Raw genomic sequence first — 26366 nt, 5'->3', positions numbered from 1 at the left:
ATAAATAAATATAAGGTTAGTAGATATATTCACTTCTAAGTTTATCTAAGTCCACAGTATTTATATCATCAACTATTTCGAAAGAAAGTACAGTTTGATCCTTATTTAAAACTAAGTAGGTTCCAGGGTTTTCATATAGTTTTTCAAATTGTCCTTTAGAGTTAGTTATTGTGAAGGAATCCACTTTATTATAGCTAATATCTAAAATAATATATTCACCATCAGGAGCAGACATTTTGCTTAAATCAAAATTGAGCTTTGCGTTAATGCCTTTGTTTAAAACTACTATTAGTGGTTCAAAATCTATTCCAGAACCTGTAATAGTTAAGTTTTGAGTGTTTCCTGTGATGTTAGCTTTTTTAATAAGCCTTTCTGTTGGGACTTGAGAAATTTTTTCACCGTAAATAGTAGGCTCTTCAACTGCTGCTGCATCGCCAACACCACCACAGCAACCACCAGCACCAGAAGCGGGTGCGGAGTTTTGAGCCTCAGATATATCAGACTGACTTATATTGTCTAAATTATCAACAACTTTTATTAAACCTCTTAACATCCCCATCCAACAGCTATAATTTATATCTTCATTACCTGGAGTAAACTCAATAACAGTTTCTCCTTTAGATAGTTTTTGTCTTTTATTCATGGATGGAATTACAATTTCATTGTTACAAGAGGTTATGGTTTTTCCTTCAACTATAAGTTTTGTTGGAACTCCCTTTTGAACAAATACTACACTAGGATTGTAGCCTCTAGCATCAGCAGTTATTCGGATTTCTTGAACTCCGTTAGATAACTTAGCCTTATTTTCCTCTGTAATTTGCACATTAGCTGAAGTAGTTTTTGAACTTAGAAGAGCCATAGGTGAAAGGTTTATTCCTAAAAGTGTAAGCCCACGATTAGACATAATAATTCCAAGCACAACTACTATTATTCCGCTAAGCTTCATTAATTTTTTTGTGTTATTTCCATTCATTAAGTTGGCCATTAATCCAAAACCAAGCATTAGAGGAACAGTTCCTACAGCAAATATAAACATAGATAGTGCACCTTTAACAGCACTTCCAGTTGCTAGAGCATAAAGTTGCATGGTTTGAAGGGGACCACAGGGCATGAAACCGTTAAGTAAGCCTACTACAAAAGGAGTAGAACTATTCTTTTTATTATTGCACCTTGACCAAGGTAGTTTAAGTGTAAGCCCCCTGAAGGTAGAAAAACCAGCCATATTAAAGCCCATAATAACCATAAAGATACCAGCTATTATTGCAATAGAGGCTTGAGTAGTTAGAGTTAGAGAAAATACAGAGCCTAAAGCTCCAACTATACCACCTAAAATAGTGTAGGAAACAACTCTACCTAAGTTATATAATAAAGAAGGTTTCAGAGCGGCAGCTTTACTCTTAGCAATGGTGGTTATGCTTTGAGACATCATTATACCTCCACACATTCCTACGCAATGGAGTGAGGTGAGTAGCCCTACAACAAATAACATGAAGTAAGTTGTGTTTTCACCTAATTTAGAACTCATATCAAAAGCTCCTGAGTTTTGACTAAGCCTTATGATTATAAAAGCAATTAAAATAACCCCGATGATTGATAGGTATTCTGAAGATTTATCTTTTGATTTAATATCTTTTGTTAATTCAGTTTCAATAGAATAACCAGCCTTTTCAATGGCAGAACATATTTTAGCATAAGAACACATTGAATCATCAAACTTAACAAATACAGAAGACTTCCTGTAGCTGGCTTTAACTTCTAAAACTCCTGATAATTCTTTGATTCCATCTGTGATTAAGGCTTCGCAGGAAGTACAGACCATATTTCCTACCTTAATATTTATAGTTTTTATTGACAAAATTCTCCCCCCTTAAATTAATGAAGTAAAAATAACTAATCAGTTATTTTTATGGCACTATAGGGCTCCTTAGTCAAAAATTAGCTTATTCATCCTCAAAAGGTCTTAGAGGAACCCCAGTGGGTTCCGTGTATAAGCTAAGTCTTAAATTTGGATTCCTATAAGTCCAAATAAATTTATCTTTATTTAAATAAATTATATAGAAGACTTGTGTAGATTTTATGTATGCAAAATGAAATAGGAAACTTTAAGAAGGTATAATTTTATATTTCAATTCTTCGTTATAAAAAATTCTTTAAGGTAATGAATAATTTAGCAATAATACTGCAACTTATATAAGTAAGGAGAAAAATATTTTTATTACATTGCTTCTTCCATAAAAAATTCACAAATAAATGATAATCTATTTTTAAAGATACCCCCCAAGGGGGTAGGGAAATAAAGGGAGGATATTGATATGTTAAAAAACAAAGCACTTATAATAAGTACGATTATTTTAGGAATTGGTGTTACTATAACTGGTTGTGGTAACAAAGGTAGTGTAGATGAAACTAAGGCTAAAGCATCAGAAGCCTATGTAAACATAATTAAAGAAAATAAAAAAGATGTAGGCTTTCATGCGGAACTATCTCATTGGGGACTTAAGCTTTCTTCTGGAGAAAAGTTTGAATGGACCAAAGATACTGCAGCAAATGAAATAGACTTTGCTATGGTTATTCCGGCAGACACTTTCACAAAAGCAGGAGTAGATGTGAATAAAATTGATGCTAAAGAGCTTGTATTTAAACCAGCAGCTAGTGAAGGTGGCATGGAAACTCCTAATTTATTAGTGAGACCCTATGATTTAAGTGATAAAAAACAAAATTCTAACGGCGCAGAGGATGCCTTTAAAAGATTATTAAAATTTGATCAGGTCCCAGTGAGTTATGATTCAGCTGCAAAAAATTATGTGTTGAATTTAGGAGATGGCTATAAGGTTCATTGGACAGAAGAGCTAGGACAAAATCCTTCAGATATTATTTTTACAATAAAAGCAGAACCTTTAATCCAGGCGGGGCTTGATGTTGGTAAAATTTCCAAAGAGGGATGGAAATATAATAAGGATAGTAACACTTTAACAAAAGAGTTTAAGTTATAAGGATAAAAGATTTTATATATAATAGAAGTTAAGGTATTTAACAATAGGTAGTAATGTTTAAAAATTAAGTAATGGACAGCGAAAGGTTACCCATTAAACTAAAGGTTTGAAGCGGTAGTTGTTCATTGAAAGGAGAGTTTAATTTGACAACTAAAGTGTTGAAAATACAGGGCATGACTTGTGCAGCCTGTGCAAAAGCTGTAGAGCGTGCCTCTAAAAAAGTAGAAGGGGTTAATGAAGCAAGTGTAAATCTAGCAACAGAAAAGCTTACAGTAACCTTTGAGGAAGATAAAACAAATTTAGAGGTAATTGCTTCAGCTATAGGTAAGGCGGGGTATAAGGCAGTGGTAGAAACTACTACAGCAACCATTAAAGTTGGGGGGATGACTTGAGCCTCTTGTGCAAAGGCTGTGGAATCAGCTGTAAGAAAGTTAGATGGAGTAGTTGAAGGGAATGTAAATCTTGCAACAGAGAAGCTAACTGTAGCTTATGAACCTTCGAAACTTAGAGTTTCAGATATTAAAGCTGCTATTGTAAAGGCTGGATATAAGGCTAGTGAGGAAGAGACATCAGTAGATAAAGATAAGGAGAATAAGGAAAGGGAAATTAAAAACTTATGGAATAGATTTTTAATTTCTGCAGTGTTTACACTACCTCTTCTTTATATATCTATGGCACATATGTTAGGGTATATGTTACCAGAGTTTTTTGATCCAATGAGAAATCCTATTAATTTTGCAATTTCTCAATTAATTTTAGTTATACCTGTAATGATAGCGGGATGGAAGTTTTTTATAGTGGGATTCAAATCCTTAATAATGAGAAGCCCTAATATGGATTCTTTAATTTCTATCGGAACTTGGGCTGCCTTTTTATTTGGATTATTTGCTATATATCAAATTTTAAATGGCAATGTTGATTATGCTTATGAGTTATACTTTGAGTCAGGAGCTACTATTTTAACTTTAATTACTCTAGGTAAATATTTAGAGTCAGTAACTAAGGGTAAAACCTCTGAGGCTATAAAAAAGCTTATGGGCCTTGCACCAAAGACTGCTACTATAATTAAAGAAGGAAAAGAAACTGTTATTTCTATAGATGATGTAGAAGTTGGAGATGTAATTCTTGTAAAGCCTGGTGAGAAGTTGCCTGTAGATGGTGAGGTAGTAGAGGGAAGTACTTCTATTGATGAATCTATGCTTACAGGGGAAAGTATACCTGTTGAAAAGACTGTTGGATCAAAGGTTATTGGAGCTAGCATTAACAAAAATGGTTCTATAAGGTATAAAGCTACTAAGGTTGGCAAGGATACTGCTCTTGCACAAATAATAAAATTAGTAGAAGATGCTCAAGGATCAAAGGCTCCAATTGCAAAGCTAGCAGATATAATTTCAGGATACTTTGTACCTACAGTTATTACTATTGCTATTCTTTCGGCCTTGGCTTGGTTAATTGTTGGAGAAACTGCAGTGTTTGTATTAACAATCTTTATTTCTGTATTAGTAATTGCTTGTCCTTGTGCTCTTGGTCTTGCAACTCCTACAGCTATAATGGTAGGAACAGGAAAGGGAGCAGAGTATGGAGTTTTAATTAAGAGTGGAGAAGCCTTGGAAACTGCTCATAAAATTAAAACTGTTGTATTTGATAAAACTGGCACTATAACTGAAGGAAAACCAAAAGTAACAGATATAATTGTAAATAATATATCAAAGGAAGAATTGCTTCAGATTACTGCTAGTGCAGAGAAGGGTTCAGAGCACCCTCTTGGTGAAGCTATAGTTAAACATGCAGAAGAGAGTGGCATGGACTTTAAGAAAACTACTGATTTTAAAGCTATCGCTGGTAAAGGGATCGAAGTTACCATTGATGGCAAGAAGATTTTACTTGGTAATAAAAAGTTAATGGTGGAAAGTGAGATTTCTATTGAAGTTTTAGAAGAAGAGTCGAACAGATTAGCTACAGAGGGTAAAACACCAATGTACGTAGCTATTGACAAGGAGCTTAAAGGAATTGTTGCAGTGGCAGATACGGTGAAGGAAAGTAGTAAAAAGGCTATTGAAAAACTACATTCCATGGGCATTGAAGTTGCTATGCTTACGGGAGATAATAAGAGAACAGCTGATGCTATTGCAAAACAAGTAGGAATAGATGTAGCAATCTCTGAAGTGTTACCACAGGATAAGGCAAATGAAGTTAAAAAACTTCAAGGTCAGGGTAAGAAGGTAGCTATGGTTGGAGATGGAATTAATGATGCTCCAGCTCTTGCTCAAGCAGATATTGGAATTGCTATTGGATCTGGTACGGATGTTGCTATGGAGTCGGCAGATATAGTATTAATGAGAAGTGATTTAATGGATGTACCAACAGCTATTCAATTAAGTAAAAAAACAATTTCAAACATTAAACAAAATCTATTTTGGGCTTTTGGATATAATACTTTAGGAATACCAGTGGCTATGGGAATATTATATGCCTTTGGAGGACCACTTTTAAATCCAATGATTGCGGCTCTTGCTATGAGTTTTAGCTCAGTGTCAGTATTATTAAATGCATTGAGGTTAAAAACCTTTAAACCTTTAGCATAATATAAAGAAAGAGTTACAGGAGAATTTCTCCTGTAACTCTTTCTTATTGATTTTTGGTTATAATTATAGGTTTCTCTCGTAAGATTCTACCATTCTTTTAACCATTTGTCCGCCTACTGATCCTGCTTCTCTTGAAGTTAAGTCGCCATTGTAACCTTCTTTTAAGTTAACTCCTACTTCTTTAGCAGCTTCCATTTTGAATCTGTTTAAACCTTCTTTAGCTTCTGGTACTAATGCTCTGTTATTATTGTTGTTTGCCATGTTAAATTCCTCCCTTTTAATATAAACCTAAAGTTTATTAAATTAATTAACTGATATCACAGTGTTAGTAACACTTGTTTAGTTGATATCGATTAAGTGTTATTATTGTGTGCTAATAACTATTAATTAATCTATTAAATTAGAGGAAACTAAACCATATATTACCTACCTTGGAATTAGAAGCCTTTTGGGATAACTAATGAATGGATTAACTTATTTTTATATGTTGCTGCATTAGTAAAATTCAATAATAACAGGGCTTTCAACAGAGGTTGGTTTGTTTAGCTAAAACATTTATGGCATTTTTCAATTAATATTTTGCTTCATATAAATTATTTTAAACACAAAAAAGGAGAAGTTTCCTTCTCCTCATAAAGTATATACTATTACTCGTTTGTAATGTTGAATTTCTTCATGAACTTATCAACTCTTCCGCCAGCATCAACCATTTTTTGCTTGCCAGTGAAGAATGGATGACATTTTGAACAAATATCAACTTTTAATTCTCCTTTAACGGAACCAGTTGTAAAAGTATTTCCACATGCACATTTAACTACTGTCTCATGGCTATAATTTGGATGTAATCCTTCTTGCATATCTTTCACCTCTTTCGAAATTACATATATACCCGTATTGTCAACTTCTAAATTATAGCATAAGGTATTAAACAGGTCAATATAAACCTTACTGATTTTTAAAAAATCTATAGCTAAAATAAAATTGAACTTTAATAATATTAGTTTGATAAACCTAAAGATTTCTTATAAAATAGATATATATTATATCTTGACACTATGGAGGATTAACATGAGTAAATTATATTTTAGATATGGTGCAATGAACTGTGGAAAGTCAACTAATCTTTTGCAAGTGGCGCATAACTATGAAGAAAGAGGAATGAAAGTTTTAATTATAAAACCTAAGACAGATACTAAGGGTGGAAATAAAGTAGTTTCAAGGCTGGGAGTTACAAGGGAAGTTGACTTGCTTTTAGATGGTGAGGCTGATGTGTTTAAAGAGGTACATGAATATATAAAAGAACATGGAACTGTGCACTGCATATTAGGAGATGAAGTACAGTTTTTTAAGAGTCATCAAATTGATGAGTTATTTCAAATTGCTGTGAAGTTAGATATTCCCACGATATGCTATGGACTTAGAACAGATTTTCAAATGAATGGGTTTGAAGGTAGTGCAAGATTGCTTTTATTAGCTCACAGTTTAGAAGAGCTTAAAACAATTTGTAAATGTGGTAAAAAAGCTTTATTAAATGGAAGGCTAATAAATGGTAAATTTGTTTTTGAAGGAGAGCAAATTGCCATAGATAAAAAAGATAATGTAGAATATGAAGCTTTATGCCCAAAATGTTTCTTTTCATTTAAAGAGCAGTATGAAAAAGGAAATAGCAAAGGGGAGCTAGAAGTGGCTTTAGGGTAATAAAGCACTTAAGAACTTTTTTAATAAGAAGCTTTATGCTAGTAGCATTAGCTAACTTAAGAAGATACAAATAGAATTCATAATAATTTATATAAGAGAATAGGCAGGTGATAACATGGGTAAAAAAACTTCAGTTGGAGGGCAAGCGGTTATTGAAGGGGTAATGATGAGAGGAACAAAGGGGTTAGCCACAGCAGTAAGGTTATCCAACGGAACCATAGAAATAAAAAAACAAAACTATGAAAGTTTTTCAAAAAAGAATAAAATTTTTTCTTTGCCAATAATAAGAGGTTTTGTTTCTTTAATTGAGTCCTTGATTATTGGAATGAGGAGTTTGGAATTTTCCGCATCCTTCTTTGAAGAAGAAGAGGAAGAATCATCAAAATTTGATAGTTGGTTTAAAAATACTTTTAAAGAAAAAAGTAATGATATTATAATGGGAATTTCCTTGGTAGTATCTCTTGCATTAGCTATGCTATTGTTCTTTATACTACCTACAGTGCTTACTAGTTTTATCAAAAATAATGTGACGAAAAATCCTTTCATATTGAACGTAATTGAAGGAATAATAAGAGTTGCGGTATTTTTATTGTACATTTATCTAGTAGGTAAAATGGAAGATATAAAAAGAGTTTATCAGTATCATGGAGCAGAACATAAGACGATTTTTTGCTATGAGGCTGGACAGGAATTAACTCCTGAAAATGCTAAGAAATTTAGTAGATTTCATCCAAGGTGTGGAACAAACTTTTTGTTTTTAGTTATGGTTATTAGTATTGTTATATTTTCCTTTACAGGTTGGCAATCTGTTGGGCAAAGAATATTATGGAGAATTTCACTTTTGCCTATAGTTTCTGGAGTTACTTATGAAGTTATCAGATGGTTAGGAAAAAGTAATAATTCTTTAGCTAGATTTATTGCAGCACCAGGGCTAAAGCTACAAGGGATAACTACAAAGGAACCAGATTTATCAATGCTTGAAGTAGCTATAGCATCATTAAAAGCAGCAGAGGGGCTAGAAGATGTGACTCTTTATCAAGGGAGTAATGAGGCTTTAGAGCATGAGACGTGGGAGTCTGAGAGGGAAAATAATAAAGGGGCAACTTTATAGCAGTGAGTTTTGAGAAGGAAAACTTTGTTTTCTTCAATGAGTATAAGTATTGTAAATTTATTTTTCTTAAATGTAGGTAAAGGAAAAGAGGAAAAAGCAGATGAAAATAAGTGAGTTATTAACTAAAGGATATGAGCTACTTAAAGAAGAAAATATTGAAAGCTATATGATAGATGCTCAATTATTACTATGTAAAGTTTTAAATGTTGAAAAATTGTTTATAATGATGAATAGAGATTTAGATATTGAATCAGAAAAGGTAGAGGAATATTTAAACCTTCTAAAACTTAGAAAGAGTAAAATGCCCATTAAATATATTCTAGGTGTAAGTGAGTTTATGGGCCTTGAATTTATAGTTAAAGAAGGAGTTTTAATTCCTAGACCAGATACGGAAGTTTTAGTTGAGGAAGCAATAAGTATTATTAATAAAAATAGGTTTACCAAAGTTTGTGATTTATGTTGTGGCAGTGGAGCCATTGGAATTTCTATAGCTCACTATACTAAAGCTTTGGAAGTTTATTTATATGATATTAGTGAAGTAGCCTTAGAAGTTACAGCTAACAATATAAATAAGTTAATGGTTGGTGATATAGCTAAAGTTTATAAGAGTGATTTGCTTAGTAGAGCTATTGATGAAAAAGCTGCCTTTAACATGATTGTTTCAAATCCACCTTATATTAGAACCTCAGTAATCCCTACTCTAATGAAAGATGTAAGGGACTTTGAACCTTATATTGCCCTTTGGGGAGGAGAGGATGGGCTAGATTTCTATAGAACTATTACCTCTCAAAGTATACAGGTACTAGAAGCTGGTGGATATTTAGCTTTTGAAATTGGACATGATCAAAATCAAGAGGTTGAAGAGATTTTAAGAAGTGAGGGATTTATCAATGTTTACTCCTTAAAAGATTTATCAGGAAATTACAGGGTAGTTGTAGGGAATTTACCATAAAAAAATTAATTATTAAAATTGAAAAAGCAAATTTTTGTGGTATAATGATATGATGTGAAAAAGTATAATGGCAACTTTATATAAATTTAAGTACGGAGTGATAAGTTATGTTAGATAGATTACATTTTTTAGAGAATAAATATGATGAATTGTCCAATAAGATAAGTGATCCTACAGTAATGGCTAACCAAAAAGAGTGGCAAAAATTATGTAAGGAGCATGCGGACCTTGAAGTTATAGTAATGAAGTATAGAGAGTATAAGGCAGCAGAGACAGACCTTCAAGCAAATAAGGAAATGTTAAATGAAGAATCAGATAGAGATATGAGAGAGATGATTCAAGAAGAAATTAAAGCTTTAACTGAAACCTGTGAAACTTGCAAGGAAGAACTAAGAATACTTTTACTTCCTAAAGATCCTAATGATGATAAGAACGTGTTCATAGAAATAAGAGGAGGCGCAGGTGGAGACGAAGCTGCTCTGTTTGCTGCAAACCTATTTAGAATGTACACTAGATATGCTGAGCGTAATAGGTGGAGAGTTGAAGTTATGAGCGCAAATGAAACAGACATCGGTGGATTCAAAGAAGTTGTATTCATGGTTAAAGGAGATAGAGCTTACAGTAAACTAAAGTATGAAAGTGGAGTTCATAGAGTTCAAAGAGTTCCAGATACTGAATCTAGTGGAAGAATTCATACATCCACTGCTACTGTTGCAGTGCTTCCAGAGGTAGATGATGTGGAACTTGAAATTAACGCAAATGATATAAGAACTGATGTATTTAGAGCTTCAGGAAACGGTGGACAATGCGTTAACACTACTGACTCAGCTGTTAGATTAACTCACTTACCAACGGGTTTAGTAGTTTCTTGTCAGGATGAGAAATCACAGCTTAAGAACAAAGAAAAGGCTATGAAAATTTTAAAGGCAAGACTTTTTGAAGCAGCGGAAGCTGAAAGACTTGCGGGCATTGCAGAAGATAGAAAGAGTCAAGTTGGTACAGGAGATAGAAGTGAGAGAATAAGAACTTATAACTATCCTCAAGGAAGAGTAACAGACCATAGAATAGGAGTTACTATATACAAGTTAGATGCTTTCTTAGATGGAGATATTGATGAAATGTTAAATGCCTTAATTACTACAGATCAAGCTGAGAAAATGAAGGCTATGGGAAATAATAATGAACTATAAAAGGTTCATTAGTTAAGTTTCAGTACGATATATATAATTAGACAATTGAATAGCTATAGGCTTTTAAGGTGAAAATGTACTTTGTGCTTCACAAAAAGCCTTAAGGGATCAAGGTAGGAGTTATATATAAATTAAGCTTTAACTCTGAATCCTTATAGCAAAAGCGACAGGATAAAATTTACTAATATAATTTGGAAGGTGTTTTATGGATATAGATAAAGTCCTACGAAAGCAAAAAAAATCTTATAAAAGGTTTATGCTGTCAATGGGCTTTATTTTTGTACTTTTGCCCATTGTGTTGCAGGTAAGCGGAAACTTTAATATGTTTTTTATATTCTACTTAATTCTTATTGAAGGGTTAATCATCTTTTCAATGTTAATTAGGCATAATGAAGAATATTTAGTTTATAAAGTTAGTGGTACTAAGCTAACTATAATTACTAGTGCGAGAAAAATTAGGTACCATATTTCCACGGAAAAGGTAGCTATAGTTCACATTCTAAATAATGAGAAGAACTTTGATTTAATGATTGTAACAAAATCCAGGTTTAGAAATAAAAGATTGGGGCATTTAGATTTTAAGGTTTTAGATAAATACCCTGAAGTAGAAAAAGTATATAACAAGGTTAAAATGCCAGAGGAGGGACCCTATTACTTCTTCTTTGTAAGAAAGGGTGGAATGAAGAAATATCTTCTGTTAAATTTCTTGTATAAGTACTGTGCTACTGCAGTTTTTACCGAAAGTGCGGTAGAGAGAATTAAAGAAACTAGAAATTAGAATAAACCCATAGATATGAAAATAAATTGTTAGTATAGGGAACTAAAGTTAGAGGGTAGAGAATATAAACAAGTGACTTAGTTTTCTTAAGGCTTTTTAGATAATATATTAAAATTTATCTTGGAGTTAAGACGGGCAATTTTATATTTATGGGGGGAATAATATGAATAATACTATTTTAACTATAGGGCTTTTTTCAGCTATAGTATCATTGATTGGTACATTGCTTGGTGCCCTTATAGGAGTAACCATTAAGAAACCCACTAGAAAGCTTCTTGGAAGCATTTTAGGTGTTGCTTCTGGTATTATGATTTCTATAATTTTTTTAGAACTTATACCTGAGGCAATCGAGAAGACGAATTTTTTAGCTACTTTTATTGCTATATTAATTGGAATAATAGTAATAGGATTTACAGATTATTTGAGTAAGGACAAAAAGTGGGCCAATAATAGTCATAAAAAAGTTGCTTTTTTAATGGCTCTAGGACTTATGTTACACAACTTTCCAGAAGGAATTATTATGGGATTTGGATTTGTAAAGGAAGCTAATTTAGGAATAAAAATGAGCTTGTTAATTTCAATCCACGATATGCCAGAAGGAATAGCAATTGCAGCTCCTCTTATTGCATCAGGAGTTGGAGGATTTAGGATTCTATGGTATGCCTTTTTAGTAGCTCTTCCTACAGCTATTGGAGCTTGGATAGGAATATTAATTGGTGCTATATCTCATGCCTTTTTAGGTTATTGTATAGCTTTTGCTAGTGGCGTAATGCTATATGTAGTATTTGGACAAATGATACCTGAAAGTAATGAACTTTGCAGTGATTATAGAAATGCAGTTACTATATTAGCAGGTATTATTTTTGGATTTATTATGATAAATGTTATATAAGACAAGAACAATGCAGATAATTACTTATAAGTGAAGTAATTAATTAAATTTTATAGGGAACCAAAGTTAACGCGCTTATTAGTTAAATCACCTTGGTTTCCTGAAGTTTTTAAGATTAATAGAGTAGGGTTATCCTAAAGCCTATAAGGTTCAAACAGTGAACATAATATTGAGGTGTTAAGTATGGAAACAAAAGTTGCGATTTTAAATGAACAAAAACTAGACAAGAATATTATAGAAGAAGCAGCCCAAGTGATTAAAAAAGGTGGGGTTGTGGTTTTTCCTACAGAAACGGTTTATGGCTTAGGAGCTAATGCCCTAGATGAAGAAGCTGTTAAAAAAATCTTTGTTGCAAAGGGAAGACCTCAAGATAATCCCCTAATTATTCACGTAGGTGATTTTAATATAAGTCCTTATGTTAAAACAGTACCTACTGTTGCAAAGGAAATAATTAAGAGGTATTGGCCAGGACCTATAACTCTTATTCTTGAGAAAAGTGAGCTGGTTCCAATGATGACTAGTGCAAAGCTTTCTACTGTGGGAATAAGAATGCCAGCTAATGATATTGCAATAGAGTTAATACGAGCTGCAGGAGCGCCCATAGCGGCTCCATCGGCCAATATATCGGGAAGACCTAGCCCGACTGATGTGGAGAGCTGCATTGAGGATTTAAACGGTAAGGTTGATTATATCTTAGGTGGAGAAAATAGTGAAGTTGGACTGGAATCAACTATTGTTGATTGTACAGTGAATCCTATTTGCATATTAAGGCCTGGGGCAATTACTGTTGAAATGCTTAGGGAATTAGATGAAAATGTTTATATTGATCCATCGGTTTTAACCAAACCACAGGAAGACTTTAAGCCAAAGGCACCAGGAATGAAGTATAGACATTATGCGCCAAAGGCTCCAGTGAAAATAATAAATGGAGATATAGAAAAAACTATTGCAAAAATCAATGAAATAGTGTTAAATTATATAGAACATGGCAAGAAGGTCGGAGTTATAGCTACAGATGAAACTAAGGAAAGATATAATAATGATGTAGTAATTTCTTTAGGGAGCAGAGCAAATCTTTCACAAATAGGTAAAAACTTATTTAAGGTTCTTAGAAGTTTTGATACTATGAACATTGATGTAATTCTTTGTGAAGGCTTTAATGAGCAGGATTTTGGAACAGCTATAATGAATAGGCTGAAAAAGAGCGCAGGCTTTGATATTATAGAAGCTTAGTCATAGTAAACATCTATATAAATAATTTAGCTAAGCTCAGTCTTTTATAATGCTTACTTAGGAAAGGAGAAAAGTAATGAAGATATTATTTGTTTGTACAGGAAACACATGTAGAAGTAATATGGCAGAAGCAATATTTAATAAACTTTGTAATGTGGATAGTTTGCAGGCAACTTCAGCAGGGCTATCAATAGTCCCATTTTCTCTGGCATCAAAGCATACGGTAAAAATTCTGAGGGATAATTATGGTGTAGATCTTTCGAATAGACAAGCGGTTCAGTTAACTAAAGAGATGTTAACTGAAGCTGATTTAGTCTTAACTATGACAGCTTATATGAAAGATATAATTATTAAAAATTTTCCGGAAATTAATGGAAAAGTTCATAGTCTTAGAGGATTTGTCGGCAACAGCGGGGATATAGTTGACCCTTTTGGCGGCAATGTAGATGTTTATTCTCAAACTTTTGAGATGCTTACCCAGGACATCTTATCTCTAATTGAGATATTAAAAAAGAGATACTAGTATTTATACTGATATCTTTTTTTTTGCATATACTATAAGGCATCTTCAAAAAATAAATAAGTCAGTATGCTCGTCTATTTTGTGTTATACTTCGTCAGCAGAACCCTTAGATAGCTCGACTATCTAAGGAACCTGTTTCCTTGTCTAACTCAAAATATACTTCACATCTTTGACTTGTTATTTGTTTTCAGATGCCTAATTTTAAGGAGGTACTGAATATGAAAATTGCATTAGGAAGCGATCATGGTGGATTAAGACTTAAAAAAGAAATAATAAAACACCTTGAAAAGAAGGGAATACAATTTAAGGATTTTGGAGCATATAGTGAGGAATCTTGTGATTATCCAGATTTCGGAGAAAAGGTTGCAGAAGAAGTTGTGGCTAAAAACTACGATTTTGGAATATTAGTATGTGGAACAGGGATTGGAATTAGCATTGCAGCTAATAAGGTTCCGGGAATTAGAGCTGCACTTTGCAGTGATACTTTTAGTGCTCATGCTACAAGAGAGCATAATGATGCCAATATTCTAGCTCTTGGAGAAAGAATTGTTGGGCCAGGACTTGCCCTTGATATTGTTGATGCCTTTTTAAATGCTAAATTTGAAGGAGATCGTCATACAAGAAGAGTAGATAAAATTAGTGAAATTGAGAAAAAATATAACAAATAAAATTTTAGGGGGAAGAAAAAATGAGTAAAGTTACACAAATTGCACATCCACTTATATTACACAAATTAGCTTTTATTAGAGATAAGAATACAGGTTCAAAGGATTTTAGAGAGCTTGTTGAAGAAGTTGCTATGCTTATGGCTTATGAGGTAACAAGAGATATTCAAGTTGAAGAAGTTGAAATAGAAACTCCAATTTGTAAAACTAAGTGTAAGGTATTAGCAGGAAAGAAACTTGCAATTGTTCCAATTCTAAGAGCTGGACTTGGAATGGTAGATGGTATGCTTAAATTAATACCAGCTGCTAAAGTAGGGCATATAGGTCTTTATAGAAATGAAGAAACGTTAATGCCAGTAGAATACTTTTGCAAACTACCACAAGATATAGAGGAAAGAGATGTTATAGTAACAGATCCTATGCTTGCTACAGGCGGATCAGCTGTTGACGCTATTCGTGCTTTAAAGAAAAGAGGAGCTAAGAATATAAGATTAATGTGCTTAGTTGCAGCACCAATAGGAATCAAAGCTGTAATGGATGCTCATCCTGATGTAGACATATATGTAGCTGCTATTGATGAATGTTTAAATGAACATGGGTATATAGTTCCTGGTCTTGGAGATGCAGGAGATAGATTATTTGGAACTAAATAAAATGATTTAAGTGAGAAACTATAAAATTATAGTTTTTAGCGAATAAAAAATGTGTAGAGAATAATCTCTACACATTTTTTATTCTAATGTTTAAATTATAGAGGTAGTTTTTTTATCTTAGGGGATAGGGTTACGTAATTAAATACTATTTGTTTCCAAAGTATCTTTGTAATAATCCGTTAAATGCTGCACCGTGTCTAGCTTCATCTTTACACATTTCATGAACTGTATCATGAATTGCATCTAAGTTTAATTTTTTAGCAAGTGTAGCTAGGTCTTTCTTACCTTGGCAAGCACCATGCTCAGCATCAACTCTCATTTTTAAGTTTGTTTTTGTATCAGCTACAACAACTTCACCTAATAATTCAGCAAATTTAGCTGCATGTTCTGCTTCTTCAAAAGCTATTCTTTTATAAGCTTCAGCAACTTCAGGGAATCCTTCTCTGTCTGCTTGACGGCTCATAGCTAAGTACATTCCTACTTCTGTGCACTCTCCAACGAAGTTAGCTCTTAATCCTTCTATAACTTCTTGATCAACGTCTTTTGCAACGCCTATTCTATGTTCATCTGCCCATGATAGTGAATCTTCATTTTTTTCTACAAATTTAGAAGCAGGTGCCTTACATACTGGGCAAAACTCTGGAGCTGCATCTCCTTCGTGAATATAACCGCAAATTGTACATACAAATTTTTTCATAATAAATATTCCTCCTCAAAACCTTTAAATATATTAGTTTAGTTAATTTTTACTGTGTTGGTAATTTGTTTTCGTCCAACCTTATGAATTTATTATATACTATCGGATAATAATTATCAATAGAAAATTATTATTTTTATTCGAAAATTTAATTTAAATTTCGACAACACATTATTGGCTTAAGAATTTTAAAAATCAATAAGGTTAGTTTTTGTCTTGAAAGCCTGTATTGTTCTAAAGTTAGAATCATTAGTACATATAAAAGTATTAGATACATTAGTAGTTTAACAAATGCTAATGTAAACTTGTAAGCCAGGGGTAAGGCAGTTGGCGGTAGTAATATTACCTTGTTTAATAAATATTGATGTAATCTTGTAAGGTTTCTATATCTAGTATTTCAACTAAATCTTTTTCTACATTTATAAGACCTTCATTTTTCATATTGATTAATTCTCTTGATAGAGAAGGTCTTTGTACACCTAAATATTCTGCTAGACTCTTTTTAGAGATAGGTAGCATTAGTTTTAAAGTCTTTTGTTCTTTATATAATTGCAGTAAGTAAAAGATTATTTTCTGCCTTAGAGTTTCTAGAGAAAGTTCAGTAACTTTCTTATTTAAGTTTAGTATTTTTGAAGATAAAAGCTCCATGAAGTTTTTTAACACTTGAGAATTCACACTACACATATATATGATATCTTCTCTAGAAATGTGCATGATTTTTGAATTTCTCATAGTGACTATAGTTGCAGGATATTTATGGTGAGATGAAAATACTATAGCCTCACCAAAAATCTTTCCTTCATTTAAGCTACTCAAGGAAACAATTTTGCCGTTGGGATAATGCTTTTGAATTTCCACGTTTCCTTGTAGGACTATACCTATTGAGGTGCAGTCTTCGCCCTCTAATGCTAAAATACAAGTTTTGCAGTTTATGCAGTTCATGCATTTTTCATAGAGGGTAAATTTAATTTTACTTAGTAAACCATCTATTTCATCATCTGAGAGGTCTTTAAAAAGTATACATTTTCTTAGGGGTTGAATAAATTTATTCATAATAATCACCTTTTTATTTAATTATTGTTATGAGTATTTTAGCATAGGTTTAGAAATAGTAGAGCAACTTTATGGAATTTAGTATATAATTATAATTGTTGATTAAGTCAATACTAAAATTCTCTTTTAAATTTGTTGCTTATAGTATAAAATATATTTAAATATAAAACAATGAGGTGTAGATATTGATAGATAGAATAGACAAACATAATTATTATTTAGATATATGCGAAACTATCCTTGAAAGAGGAACTTGTATAAGAAGAAACTTCGCGGCTATAATAGTAAAGAATGATGAAATTATATCTACTGGATATTCAGGGGCTCCAAGAGGACGAGTTAATTGTACTGACTTGGGATATTGTAAACGTGAGGAATTAAAGGTACCAAGAGGCACAAGATATGAGCTTTGCAGATCAGTTCATGCTGAACAAAATGCAATTATATCTGCAAGAAGGCAAGACATGATTGGTGCTACTTTATACTTGGTGGGAAAAGAAGTGGCTACAGGCAATTTGGTTGAAAATGCTTCATCTTGTTCGTTGTGTAAAAGATTGATTATTAATTCAGGAATTTCTGAAGTAATAATTCGGGATACAGATAAAGACTACAGAGTTGTAAGCGTTGACTACTGGGTAATAAATGATGAGTCCTTGTCAGGAGATGGAGGATACTAAGAACAAATAAATTATTAGGATGGTTTTTATGAGTAAAATAATCATATTTTCAATTGCGCTAGTTATTTCGTTTTGTATTACGCCCATAGTAATCAAGCTAGCTTATAAGGTTAATGCTATAGATGTACCGAAAGATGATAGAAGGGTGCATAGCACTCCAATTCCTAGGATGGGTGGCTTGAGCATATACATTAGTTTTGTAATAGTAGCATTGCTGAATGTTAACAAGTTTCATAGCTTTAATTATGGATTAATAATTGGATGTACTATAATAGTAATTGGGGGAATTATCGATGATATAAAGTGTTTAGCACCCAAATACAAACTTCTAATTCAAATACTAGCATCCATATGCTTAATTTTATCTGGAATAACCATAAGACTGGTAACTAATCCTTTTCATAATATTTACCCATATATAAATTTATTTTATTTTAGCATTCCCATTACTATTCTTTGGGTTATTGGAATTACAAATGCCTTTAATTTAATTGATGGGTTAGATGGGCTTGCAGCTGGAATAGCGTTTATAGCATCTATCACTATGTTGGTTGTAGCAATAATTAATGGAAGACATAATACTATACTTCTCACAACTATCATAAGTGGGGCTATACTTGGATTCTTGCCATATAACTTTAATCCAGCTAGTATTTTTATGGGTGATACAGGATCCCAACTACTAGGGTTTCTTCTGGCTGCAATATCTATTGATGGCTCTATAAAGTCAGCTACTTCCTTAGTTATTGCTGTGCCTTTATTAGCACTAGGATTACCTATATATGATACATTGTTTGCTATGATTAGAAGGGTGATAAATAGGAAACCAATTATGGAAGGTGATAAAGGTCATCTTCACCATAGATTGCTGAGTTTGGGGCTTACACAAAGACAAGCAGTTTTGATTATGTACTTAATTGGAGCTTGTTTAGGGGCACTAGCAGTAATAGCTATGCAGTTAAGTAGTAAAAAGGCATACTTTTTATTTGCACTAGTGGCATTAATTATATTTTTAATTGCTTGGAAATGTAATATGTTTAAAAAGGGAAATAAGGAGTAATTAGTAAAATACAAACTAACAAGTATAACTAATGAAGTTACTTGTTAGTTTTTTTTATTTTATTAGGTCGCATAATTGAAGAAATAGTGTGAAATATGCAGAATATTATAAAGACAATATAGTAAAAATATCTACATAATAGTGTATAAGTGTGAATATTTCCTGTAAACGTTATTAAATAGAGGGAATAATGAAAGTAAAATAAATAAAAATTGCAATTAACACAATAGTTTGCATTGTAAATTAATAAAATATTCACAAAATGGAATAAAAATATATTCCATGAGTCTTTATACGAGATATATACAGTGATAAACAAGTTTTTATGAATAATATTCAGTTGTATTATTCATAAAAACTTAAATAAATTATAAAACTAATTGTGGTAAATAAAAAATTGAATAATTCTTAAGAAGATTATCTAAGAATAATGAGAAGTGATGATAAATGCTGAGATTCAGATTAAATCCACACTAATTTCATGTAAATGAATAATATTAAACAAAACAGGGAAATTTAAAGGTTTAATGGGGTTTTAATAAACTATTTATAATTATATAATCTTAATTAGTTTTAAAATAGAGGAGAACAATGGTGAATGAATTAAATAAAGTGCTTTTAAAGAAAATAGCTACTTACGACTTGGGATTATGCTTAATATTTATTACCGTGGGTTATATTTTTTATGGAATTTCAGCAATGTTTTTTTTCTTAGGAATTTTTTTCGCCTATGTTAATTTAAGTATTAATTCTTTAGTAACGAGTTATCTATTAACAAAATGTAATCCAGGAAAAAGAATGTTTATTTTATTTGGCACCTTATTCAGAACCTTACTTGTGAGTATAACAGGAATTATAATTATTACTAAAAGTGATTTAAACTTCATAATATACATAATAGGATATACTTCACAATTAATATCAATGGTACTCTATGGGTTAAATCTAAAATCTAGTGAAAGGAAGTGATTATATGGAAGAAGTATTGCCAAGATATGTCTTGAATTTATTTGGTTTTCCTTTTTATATAACTGATAGTCTTATAATTCAATGGGTAGTAATATTAATAGCTTTAATATTATCTTTAATTTATAGCCAAAATATAAAGAGGGTTCCGGGAAAAGTTCAAAGTATAGTGGAAATACTTGTTGAGTTTTTAACTAAAACCGTAGATGAAAATATGGGAGAAGGAAAGAGAAGTTTTGTTCCCTATATTGGTTCACTAGGAATTTATCTTTTTATATTAAATATGGTAGGGCTCTTTGGAATTAAACCACCGACCTCAGATTTTAGTGTAACTTTAGGATTATCTTTTACTACATTTTTAATAATTCAAGGATACACTATTAAAAAGCTTGGGCTTTTGGGATATTTCAAAGGATATGCTTCGCCGGTGGCGATTTTGCTTCCAATAAACATAATGGAGAGAATTATGCTACCAATATCACTTAGTCTGAGGTTATTTGGTAATATTTTTGCAGCAACTATTATCATGGAACTCCTTTATGAAGCACTTCATGGCATTAGTTTCATTACTACACTAGGAATTCCAGTACCATTCCACTTTTACTTTGATGTGTTCGATGGAACTATTCAAATGGTGATATTTGTTATGTTAACAATGATAAATATCAAAATAATTTCAGAGCATTAAAATTGTTAAGTAATTAATTAGTTTCTGGGAGAACGTAGGATTTTCAGGTGAGGATTATTTGAGTTCTCACGAGACTTATTGAGATAGTTAGTTGCTTTAAAAAGGATGAACTAGCATGAAAATGTTTAGGTACAAAGAAAAACATTTAGTAATATATTTGATGAAATTTAAGGAGGATTTTTATTATGGAATCAGCAGCTTTTATAGCAGGAATGTCAGCAATTGGAGCAGGAATAGCAGCTCTTGCAGTAATAGGTGGAGGTATTGGAACAGGAAATGCTACAGCTAAGGCTGTAGAAAGCATTGCAAAACAACCTGATGCTAGCAGTAAAATAATGACTGCACTAATTATCGGGGGAGCATTATCAGAAGCAACAGCAATTTATGGTTTCCTATTAGGTTTATTACTAATACTTATGGGAGTAAAAGGCTAATAAATAATTATTAGCCTGTATCAAATTTTTTTAAGAAGGGTAGGTGTAAATCCTGGCTTATTGGATAGCCTTAAAGCGCTTTAAGCCAGGATTTTATATAATGGATATACATGGAAGTATAATAATTGCATCAACCATTAACTTTTTTATATTCTATTTTATACTTAAGAAATTTGTGTTCAAAAAAACCCTTGGAGTAATTAATGACAGAAAAGTGGAAGTTGAAGAAGCGTTCCAAAAGGCTAGAAATGAAGAGGCAAGGGCTGAGCAACTTAAAAAGGAACATGAAGAAAATATAAGAAGATATAAAGAAGATGGAGTAAAGCTTGTTGAAGCTTATAAAACTAAGGCAGACAAAGTTTATTCAGAAACTATAGAAGATGCTACAAAGGAAGCTACACTTATCCACGAAAGAGCTGTAGTAGAAGCAGAAAGAGAAAAACAAAAAGCAGAAAAAGAAATAAAATCACAAATAATCAACTTATCTATGAAGTTTGCTGAAAAGGCATTGGAAAAGGAAATTGATGAAGAGGAACATAAACGATTAATCGATGATTTTATTACTAAGGTAGGTAGTTAAACCATGTATGAGTTTTTAGATAGAAGATACGCACTTGCTCTTTATGATGCTTGTAGTGAAAAAGGCAACATAGAACAGGTCCTAGAAGAATTGGAAACTATAGTTGAAGAAATAACAAACAATGAAGGCCTTATTAAGATTACAAAGCATCCTCAAATAAGCAAATCAGCTAAGAAAAGAATTTTCAAAGAGATTTATGAAGGAAAGATTTCTCAAGAAATATTGAATTTCCTTCTTTTGCTTATTGAAAAAGAGAGGATACTTTATCTAAAAGAAAAATATAATCAATTTAAATTAATTCATTTAGAACGTACTAATAGAGTATTGGCTAAGGTTAAAACTGTAGTACCCCTAACATCGCTTCAAAAAGAAACTCTACAGGAAAAATTAGAAAAAACCTATAGAAAAGAAATTATTCTTGAAGAAGAAATAGATAAATCTATCATAGGTGGAATAATTGTCATGGTAGGTAGTGATGTTATAGACGGTTCAGTAAAAAATAAGTTAAAAGATATGAAGGATTTAGTGGAAAATAATCAAAGATCCAGATATAACTTTAATGAATTAAATAAAGAATTGGTAGCAGAGGTTATAACTTCTAGTCCTCTTTCTCAGGAAAAAATAGAAACACTAAGATTAAATCTTGGGAAATTTTATAGCAGAGACATAGTTATAAAGCAGGTTTTTGATGCTTCAATTATAAGTGGTGTTAAAGTTATAATTGGTAATGATGTAATTGAAGGGGATTTTTTAGAGGAACTAACTACTGGTGAGGATTTAGGAAAATTCCATGAAGGATTTAAAGGACCAGATAACTTTAATAAGATATTAAACGCGGAAATAAAAACAGTGATTCCTTTAACTGAAGAACAAAAAAATAACTTAAAAAACTGCTTGGAAGATTTTTATAGAAGAAGAATTGTAATTACTGAAAAGATAGATAAAAGTCTCATAGGTGGAGTTTATGTAAGAATTGGTGATGATATTACTGATGGTACAGTTAAGGGAAAACTAACAACCATAAGAAGAACAATGTCCTAATAAATTTGTGAGCAAGTTATAGGAGTAGAGGTGAAATTATGCACATTAAACCAGGTGAAATAACATCTATTATAAAAAAAGAGCTTGAAAGATATGAGAGCCATATAAATACAATTGATTCAGGAACCATTATTCAAATTGGGGATGGAATAGCAAGGGTTTATGGACTAGATGATTGTCTAGAAGGAGAACTTTTGGAATTCCCAAATGAAGTTTATGGTATTGCTCTAAACTTAGAACAAGACAATGTTGGTTGTGTGTTACTAGGATCAGAGGAAGGTATAAGAGAAGGGGATATTGTTAAGAGAACTGGTAGAGTTGTAGAAGTTCCAGTAGGTGAAGAGCTTATTGGTAGAGTTGTAGATTCTCTTGGTCAGCCAGTAGATGGCAAGGGTCCTATAATTACAGAGAAATACAGACCTGTAGAGGTGGAAGCACCAGGTGTTATTGAAAGACAATCGGTTAAGGAACCTTTACAAACAGGTATTAAAGCTATTGACTCTATGATACCTATAGGAAAAGGACAAAGGGAGCTTATTATAGGAGATAGACAAACTGGTAAAACAGCGCTGGCTATTGATGCTATATTAAATCAAAAGGGTAAGGATGTAGTTTGTATATATGTGGCTATAGGCCAAAAGCAGTCTACAGTTGCTCATATTGTTAATACACTAGGAGAAATGGGTGCTATGGACTATACAATAGTAGTTGCAGCCACTGCTTCTCAGTCTGCACCATTACAATATTTAGCACCTTTTGCTGGTTGTAGTATGGGAGAGTACTTCATGCATCAGGGAAAAGATGTTTTGATAATTTATGATGATTTATCAAAACATGCAGTAGCTTATAGAGCCATGTCGTTACTTCTTAAAAGACCACCAGGAAGAGAAGCGTACCCTGGAGATGTATTCTATCTACACTCAAGACTACTTGAAAGAGCTGCTAAGCTTTCAGAAAAACTTGGAGGAGGATCCATTACTGCCCTTCCAATTATAGAGACTTTGGCAGGAGATGTTACAGCTTATATACCGACAAATGTAATCTCAATTACAGATGGACAGATATTCTTAGAGGCTGAGCTTTTCTATTCAGGACAAAGACCAGCAGTTAATGCGGGAATATCAGTTTCAAGGGTTGGAGGAAGTGCTCAAATAAAAGCAATGAAACAAGTTGCAGCAACTTTAAGATTAGAATTAGCTCAATATAGAGAACTTGCAAACTTTTCACAGTTCGGATCTGACTTAGATAAGGAAACTGTTAAGAGACTTGAAAAAGGAAAAAGATTAATAGAGATATTAAAGCAAGATCAATATGTTCCTATGGACGTAGAGAAACAAATTGCAATCCTTTATGCAGGGGTTAATAATTTCTTAATGGATATACCTGTTAATAAAATCAAAAGCTTTGAGAAGAGTTTCTTAGAGTATATAGATACTCATTATAGAGAAATTACAAAGCTTATCAATGAAAGAAAAGCTTTGGATGATGAGATAAAGGCAAATTTAAATGAGGCTATTGATGAATACAAAAAGATATTTTTAGCAGAACTTAGTTAATCTACTAGGTTTTGCAGGAGGTGGGAAACATGGCAGCAACAGGATTAGTTAATATTAAAAGAAGAATTAAATCAGTGCAAAATACTAAGAAAATTACAAAGGCCATGGGTCTGGTTGCCACGTCTAAACTAAAGAAAGCTAGAGCAAGGTTAAATGAAAACAATAACTACTTCAATGCATATAAGGAAATTGTGGATGAAGTAATTCCTTCATTATCAAGTGAAAATATACTTATAAAAGGGAATAATAGCAGTAAAAAACTAATTATCGTAGTAACTTCAGATATGGGGCTTTGTGGTTCTTATAATAGTAGTATTTTATCTAAGACCAATGAGATAATTGGAACTGATAAGGAAAACTATATTGTTATGATGATTGGACAAAGAGGAAGAACACTACTGAGAAAGTACAGATACGACACTGTGGCTGAATATATTGAAATCCCAGATGTGCCAACAGTTAAGGAGTCCAGCATAATTTGCAGACATGGGCTAAATATGTTCACAAATGGCGAAGTTGGGGAAGTACACTTAGTTTATACTAAGTTTGTAAACCAACTTAGAAAGGGTCCGGTGTCAGTGAAGTTATTACCTTTAATTTCAGAGTCCTCAAGTGAGAGTTATGAAAGTAATTTTGATATTGAAGGAGATAAAGAAGAGTTTCTAGATAAGTTAATAGCACCTTATTTAAATTCGTTAGTATTAAATGCAATGGTTAATGCAAAGGTATCAGAACAAAGCTACAGAATGGAAGCTATGGAAGGTGCCACTAAAAATGCCGATGAGCTAATTGGTAAGCTGAATTTAAAGTATAACAGAATTAGACAAAGTGCTATTACGCAAGAAATATCAGAAATAGTGGGCGGTGCTCAAGCACAAAAATAGTGGCATAAAAGGCACTAAATAATTTGGAGGGTTAAAATGTCACAACATATAGGAAAAGTAGTTCAAATAATAGGACCAGTAATAGATATAAAGTTTGATACAGATTCACTTCCTAATATTTACAATGCTATAGAAATTAAAATGGATGGCAAAGTTATAATTGCAGAAGTTGAACAACATATAGGTGATGATATAGTTAGGACAATAGCTATGGAAAGCACAGAGGGATTAAAAAGAGGAGTTAAGGCAGTTGATACAGGGAAGCCAGTACAAGTACCAGTAGGACAACAAGTTCTAGGAAGACTCTTTAACGTTTTAGGTCATACAATGGATGAGAAAGAACCCCTTGAGGCAGAAGAGTACTATACAATTCATAGACCAGCTCCAACCTTTGAAGAACAGTCAGTAGAACCAGAGATGTTCGAAACTGGAATAAAGGTTATAGATTTGATTGCACCATATCAACGTGGTGGAAAGATAGGATTGTTTGGTGGTGCAGGGGTTGGAAAAACTGTACTAATCCAAGAGTTAATTAATAATATTGCCCGTGAACATGGGGGACTTTCTGTATTTACAGGAGTTGGAGAAAGAACAAGAGAGGGTAATGACCTTTATAATGAAATGATGGAGTCAGGTGTTATTGAAAAGACAGCTTTAGTCTTTGGACAAATGAATGAACCACCAGGAGCTAGAATGAGAGTAGCTTTAACAGGTCTTACTATGGCGGAGCATTTTAGAGATAAAGGCCAGGACGTGCTCTTATTCATAGATAACATATTTAGATTTACTCAGGCTGGTTCAGAAGTGTCAGCACTACTTGGAAGAATACCAAGTGCTGTTGGTTATCAGCCAACCCTTGCTACTGAAATGGGAGCTTTACAAGAGAGAATTACCTCTACTAAAAATGGTTCAATTACTTCAGTTCAAGCTGTATACGTGCCAGCGGATGACTTAACTGACCCAGCACCAGCTACTACTTTTACCCACTTAGATGCTACAACTGTTTTATCAAGATCTATTGTTGAACTTGGTATATATCCAGCAGTAGACCCACTAGAATCTTCATCAAGAGTTCTAGATCCTAGAATTGTTGGAGAAGAGCATTATGAGGTAGCGGCTAAAGTTAAACATATCCTTGAAAGGTATAAAGAACTTCAAGATATTATTGCAATATTAGGAGTGGATGAACTTTCAGAAGAGGATAAACTTGTAGTTGGTAGAGCAAGAAGAGTACAAAGATTTTTATCTCAACCATTTACTGTAGGAGAACAATTCACAGGATATAAAGGCAAATATGTACCTATAAAGGAAACTATAAGAGGATTTAGAGAGATTCTTGAGGGCAAGCATGATGAAGTGCCAGAAGCAGCCTTTTTATTTGCAGGCACTATTGATGATGTAATTGAAAGAGCAAAAACAATGGGTGAATAGATGCCTATGGCTCATAATTATTGGAA

General features: G+C 32.6%; 27 protein-coding genes and 1 pseudogene. 23 read left to right on the top strand and 5 right to left on the bottom strand.

Features of this window, described 5'->3' with window-relative positions; translation table 11 throughout:
- Nucleotides 1-16: 16 nt before the first annotated feature.
- Nucleotides 17-1855, bottom strand: coding sequence for an urease accessory protein UreH domain-containing protein (locus C661_RS0101580; RefSeq protein WP_017413536.1), 1839 nt, complete (start codon nt 1853-1855; stop codon nt 17-19).
- Nucleotides 1856-2312: 457 nt separating this feature from the next.
- On the opposite strand from C661_RS0101580, the gene C661_RS21040 reads away from it, so the two are divergent.
- Together C661_RS21040 and C661_RS21035 are read left to right on the top strand one after the other, a co-directional pair.
- Nucleotides 2313-2993 carry a hypothetical protein gene (locus C661_RS21040; protein ID WP_017413535.1) on the top strand — a complete coding sequence of 227 codons (681 nt, stop codon included), beginning with the start codon at nt 2313-2315 and terminating at the stop codon, nt 2991-2993.
- A gap of 143 nt (nt 2994-3136) precedes the next feature.
- Complete coding sequence (locus tag C661_RS21035; RefSeq protein WP_083861598.1) at nt 3137-5578, top strand: heavy metal translocating P-type ATPase; 2442 nt, start codon at nt 3137-3139, stop codon at nt 5576-5578.
- A gap of 63 nt (nt 5579-5641) precedes the next feature.
- Here C661_RS21035 and C661_RS0101565 read toward each other — a convergent pair whose 3' ends face one another.
- Together C661_RS0101565 and rpmE are read right to left on the bottom strand one after the other, a co-directional pair.
- Nucleotides 5642-5839, bottom strand: coding sequence for an alpha/beta-type small acid-soluble spore protein (locus C661_RS0101565; RefSeq protein ID WP_017413532.1), 198 nt, complete (start codon nt 5837-5839; stop codon nt 5642-5644).
- A 386-nt stretch (nt 5840-6225) separates the two neighbouring features.
- Nucleotides 6226-6435, bottom strand: coding sequence for a 50S ribosomal protein L31 (rpmE, locus tag C661_RS0101560; RefSeq protein ID WP_017413531.1), 210 nt, complete (start codon nt 6433-6435; stop codon nt 6226-6228).
- 211 nt (nt 6436-6646) lie between these two features.
- Between rpmE and C661_RS0101555 the strand changes: the two genes are divergently transcribed.
- From C661_RS0101555 to upp, 10 genes are all read left to right on the top strand, one after another.
- Nucleotides 6647-7276, top strand: a complete 630-nt coding sequence (locus C661_RS0101555) for a thymidine kinase (protein WP_017413530.1) — start codon at nt 6647-6649, stop codon at nt 7274-7276.
- 115 nt (nt 7277-7391) lie between these two features.
- The gene (locus tag C661_RS0101550) at nt 7392-8387 is read left to right on the top strand and encodes a DUF1385 domain-containing protein (RefSeq protein ID WP_017413529.1); all 996 of its coding nucleotides are present in this window, start codon (nt 7392-7394) and stop codon (nt 8385-8387) included.
- Nucleotides 8388-8487: 100 nt separating this feature from the next.
- Complete coding sequence (gene prmC, locus C661_RS0101540; protein WP_017413527.1) at nt 8488-9339, top strand: peptide chain release factor N(5)-glutamine methyltransferase; 852 nt, start codon at nt 8488-8490, stop codon at nt 9337-9339.
- 107 nt (nt 9340-9446) lie between these two features.
- Nucleotides 9447-10529, top strand: coding sequence for a peptide chain release factor 1 (prfA, locus tag C661_RS0101535; RefSeq protein ID WP_017413526.1), 1083 nt, complete (start codon nt 9447-9449; stop codon nt 10527-10529).
- Between the two features lie 205 nt (nt 10530-10734).
- Nucleotides 10735-11307, top strand: coding sequence for a hypothetical protein (locus C661_RS0101530; RefSeq protein WP_017413525.1), 573 nt, complete (start codon nt 10735-10737; stop codon nt 11305-11307).
- Nucleotides 11308-11470: 163 nt separating this feature from the next.
- Nucleotides 11471-12199, top strand: a complete 729-nt coding sequence (locus C661_RS0101525) for a ZIP family metal transporter (protein ID WP_017413524.1) — start codon at nt 11471-11473, stop codon at nt 12197-12199.
- Nucleotides 12200-12382: 183 nt separating this feature from the next.
- Entirely contained in the window at nt 12383-13432 is a 1050-nt protein-coding gene (locus C661_RS0101520; protein WP_017413523.1) for an L-threonylcarbamoyladenylate synthase, read from the top strand.
- 76 nt (nt 13433-13508) lie between these two features.
- Nucleotides 13509-13955, top strand: coding sequence for a low molecular weight protein arginine phosphatase (locus C661_RS0101515; protein ID WP_017413522.1), 447 nt, complete (start codon nt 13509-13511; stop codon nt 13953-13955).
- A 218-nt stretch (nt 13956-14173) separates the two neighbouring features.
- Nucleotides 14174-14623 (top strand): ribose 5-phosphate isomerase B, encoded by a 450-nt coding sequence (gene rpiB / locus C661_RS0101510; RefSeq protein ID WP_017413521.1) that lies wholly within the window; start codon nt 14174-14176, stop codon nt 14621-14623.
- Between the two features lie 20 nt (nt 14624-14643).
- Nucleotides 14644-15273 (top strand): uracil phosphoribosyltransferase, encoded by a 630-nt coding sequence (gene upp / locus C661_RS0101505; protein WP_017413520.1) that lies wholly within the window; start codon nt 14644-14646, stop codon nt 15271-15273.
- 145 nt (nt 15274-15418) lie between these two features.
- On the opposite strand, the gene C661_RS0101500 is transcribed toward upp, so the two are convergent.
- The gene (locus tag C661_RS0101500; protein ID WP_017413519.1) at nt 15419-15970 is read right to left on the bottom strand and encodes an NADH peroxidase; all 552 of its coding nucleotides are present in this window, start codon (nt 15968-15970) and stop codon (nt 15419-15421) included.
- A gap of 351 nt (nt 15971-16321) precedes the next feature.
- Nucleotides 16322-17023, bottom strand: a complete 702-nt coding sequence (locus C661_RS0101495; RefSeq protein WP_017413518.1) for a Crp/Fnr family transcriptional regulator — start codon at nt 17021-17023, stop codon at nt 16322-16324.
- A gap of 188 nt (nt 17024-17211) precedes the next feature.
- On the opposite strand from C661_RS0101495, the gene C661_RS0101490 reads away from it, so the two are divergent.
- The 11 genes and pseudogenes from C661_RS0101490 to atpD all read left to right on the top strand — a co-directional run bounded on the left by C661_RS0101490 (nt 17212) and on the right by atpD (nt 26340).
- Nucleotides 17212-17700: a deoxycytidylate deaminase gene (locus C661_RS0101490; protein ID WP_026050895.1), complete on the top strand. Its 489-nt coding sequence runs from the start codon at nt 17212-17214 to the stop codon at nt 17698-17700.
- A gap of 28 nt (nt 17701-17728) precedes the next feature.
- Entirely contained in the window at nt 17729-18760 is a 1032-nt protein-coding gene (locus tag C661_RS0101485) for a glycosyltransferase family 4 protein (protein ID WP_017413516.1), read from the top strand.
- 591 nt (nt 18761-19351) lie between these two features.
- Entirely contained in the window at nt 19352-19729 is a 378-nt protein-coding gene (locus tag C661_RS0101480; protein ID WP_157785667.1) for a hypothetical protein, read from the top strand.
- A gap of 4 nt (nt 19730-19733) precedes the next feature.
- A complete protein-coding gene (locus C661_RS0101475) occupies nt 19734-20414 on the top strand; it encodes a F0F1 ATP synthase subunit A (RefSeq protein ID WP_017413514.1) in 681 nt (226 codons plus the stop codon).
- 185 nt (nt 20415-20599) lie between these two features.
- Nucleotides 20600-20848 carry an ATP synthase F0 subunit C gene (gene atpE, locus C661_RS0101470; protein ID WP_017413513.1) on the top strand — a complete coding sequence of 83 codons (249 nt, stop codon included), beginning with the start codon at nt 20600-20602 and terminating at the stop codon, nt 20846-20848.
- A 100-nt stretch (nt 20849-20948) separates the two neighbouring features.
- Nucleotides 20949-21428 carry a F0F1 ATP synthase subunit B gene (locus C661_RS0101465; RefSeq protein ID WP_017413512.1) on the top strand — a complete coding sequence of 160 codons (480 nt, stop codon included), beginning with the start codon at nt 20949-20951 and terminating at the stop codon, nt 21426-21428.
- Between the two features lie 3 nt (nt 21429-21431).
- Nucleotides 21432-21956, top strand: a pseudogene (locus tag C661_RS24165) (F0F1 ATP synthase subunit delta); the annotation flags it as partial.
- Complete coding sequence (locus C661_RS24160; RefSeq protein ID WP_242825963.1) at nt 21942-22469, top strand: F0F1 ATP synthase subunit delta; 528 nt, start codon at nt 21942-21944, stop codon at nt 22467-22469. The pseudogene C661_RS24165 and the gene C661_RS24160, both read left to right, overlap by 15 nt.
- Nucleotides 22470-22507: 38 nt before the next feature.
- Nucleotides 22508-24025, top strand: coding sequence for a F0F1 ATP synthase subunit alpha (gene atpA / locus C661_RS0101455; protein WP_017413510.1), 1518 nt, complete (start codon nt 22508-22510; stop codon nt 24023-24025).
- 29 nt (nt 24026-24054) lie between these two features.
- A complete protein-coding gene (atpG, locus tag C661_RS0101450; RefSeq protein ID WP_017413509.1) occupies nt 24055-24909 on the top strand; it encodes an ATP synthase F1 subunit gamma in 855 nt (284 codons plus the stop codon).
- 36 nt (nt 24910-24945) lie between these two features.
- Nucleotides 24946-26340 (top strand): F0F1 ATP synthase subunit beta, encoded by a 1395-nt coding sequence (atpD, locus tag C661_RS0101445; protein WP_017413508.1) that lies wholly within the window; start codon nt 24946-24948, stop codon nt 26338-26340.
- Nucleotides 26341-26366: the final 26 nt, after the last annotated feature.

This window comes from Clostridium tunisiense TJ (assembly GCF_000300195.1).
Classification (GTDB): domain Bacteria; phylum Bacillota; class Clostridia; order Clostridiales; family Clostridiaceae; genus Clostridium_J; species Clostridium_J tunisiense.
Note: the sequence above shows the minus strand (reverse complement) of the source record. Positions and strands in the feature narration are given on the sequence as shown.

What these genes read in the sequence shown, in the direction of transcription:
- C661_RS21040 (WP_017413535.1), top strand. Translation starts at nt 2,313, where the DNA reads ATGTTAAAAAACAAAGCACTTATAATAAGTACGATTATTTTAGGAATT.
- C661_RS0101565 (WP_017413532.1), bottom strand. Translation starts at nt 5,839, where the DNA reads ATGGCAAACAACAATAATAACAGAGCATTAGTACCAGAAGCTAAAGAA.
- rpmE (WP_017413531.1), bottom strand. Translation starts at nt 6,435, where the DNA reads ATGCAAGAAGGATTACATCCAAATTATAGCCATGAGACAGTAGTTAAA.
- C661_RS0101555 (WP_017413530.1), top strand. Translation starts at nt 6,647, where the DNA reads ATGAGTAAATTATATTTTAGATATGGTGCAATGAACTGTGGAAAGTCA.
- C661_RS0101550 (WP_017413529.1), top strand. Translation starts at nt 7,392, where the DNA reads ATGGGTAAAAAAACTTCAGTTGGAGGGCAAGCGGTTATTGAAGGGGTA.
- prmC (WP_017413527.1), top strand. Translation starts at nt 8,488, where the DNA reads ATGAAAATAAGTGAGTTATTAACTAAAGGATATGAGCTACTTAAAGAA.
- prfA (WP_017413526.1), top strand. Translation starts at nt 9,447, where the DNA reads ATGTTAGATAGATTACATTTTTTAGAGAATAAATATGATGAATTGTCC.
- C661_RS0101530 (WP_017413525.1), top strand. Translation starts at nt 10,735, where the DNA reads ATGGATATAGATAAAGTCCTACGAAAGCAAAAAAAATCTTATAAAAGG.
- C661_RS0101525 (WP_017413524.1), top strand. Translation starts at nt 11,471, where the DNA reads ATGAATAATACTATTTTAACTATAGGGCTTTTTTCAGCTATAGTATCA.
- C661_RS0101520 (WP_017413523.1), top strand. Translation starts at nt 12,383, where the DNA reads ATGGAAACAAAAGTTGCGATTTTAAATGAACAAAAACTAGACAAGAAT.
- C661_RS0101515 (WP_017413522.1), top strand. Translation starts at nt 13,509, where the DNA reads ATGAAGATATTATTTGTTTGTACAGGAAACACATGTAGAAGTAATATG.
- rpiB (WP_017413521.1), top strand. Translation starts at nt 14,174, where the DNA reads ATGAAAATTGCATTAGGAAGCGATCATGGTGGATTAAGACTTAAAAAA.
- upp (WP_017413520.1), top strand. Translation starts at nt 14,644, where the DNA reads ATGAGTAAAGTTACACAAATTGCACATCCACTTATATTACACAAATTA.
- C661_RS0101500 (WP_017413519.1), bottom strand. Translation starts at nt 15,970, where the DNA reads ATGAAAAAATTTGTATGTACAATTTGCGGTTATATTCACGAAGGAGAT.
- C661_RS0101495 (WP_017413518.1), bottom strand. Translation starts at nt 17,023, where the DNA reads ATGAATAAATTTATTCAACCCCTAAGAAAATGTATACTTTTTAAAGAC.
- C661_RS0101485 (WP_017413516.1), top strand. Translation starts at nt 17,729, where the DNA reads ATGAGTAAAATAATCATATTTTCAATTGCGCTAGTTATTTCGTTTTGT.
- C661_RS0101480 (WP_157785667.1), top strand. Translation starts at nt 19,352, where the DNA reads ATGGTGAATGAATTAAATAAAGTGCTTTTAAAGAAAATAGCTACTTAC.
- C661_RS0101475 (WP_017413514.1), top strand. Translation starts at nt 19,734, where the DNA reads ATGGAAGAAGTATTGCCAAGATATGTCTTGAATTTATTTGGTTTTCCT.
- atpE (WP_017413513.1), top strand. Translation starts at nt 20,600, where the DNA reads ATGGAATCAGCAGCTTTTATAGCAGGAATGTCAGCAATTGGAGCAGGA.
- C661_RS0101465 (WP_017413512.1), top strand. Translation starts at nt 20,949, where the DNA reads ATGGATATACATGGAAGTATAATAATTGCATCAACCATTAACTTTTTT.
- C661_RS24160 (WP_242825963.1), top strand. Translation starts at nt 21,942, where the DNA reads ATGAAGGATTTAGTGGAAAATAATCAAAGATCCAGATATAACTTTAAT.
- atpA (WP_017413510.1), top strand. Translation starts at nt 22,508, where the DNA reads ATGCACATTAAACCAGGTGAAATAACATCTATTATAAAAAAAGAGCTT.
- atpG (WP_017413509.1), top strand. Translation starts at nt 24,055, where the DNA reads ATGGCAGCAACAGGATTAGTTAATATTAAAAGAAGAATTAAATCAGTG.
- atpD (WP_017413508.1), top strand. Translation starts at nt 24,946, where the DNA reads ATGTCACAACATATAGGAAAAGTAGTTCAAATAATAGGACCAGTAATA.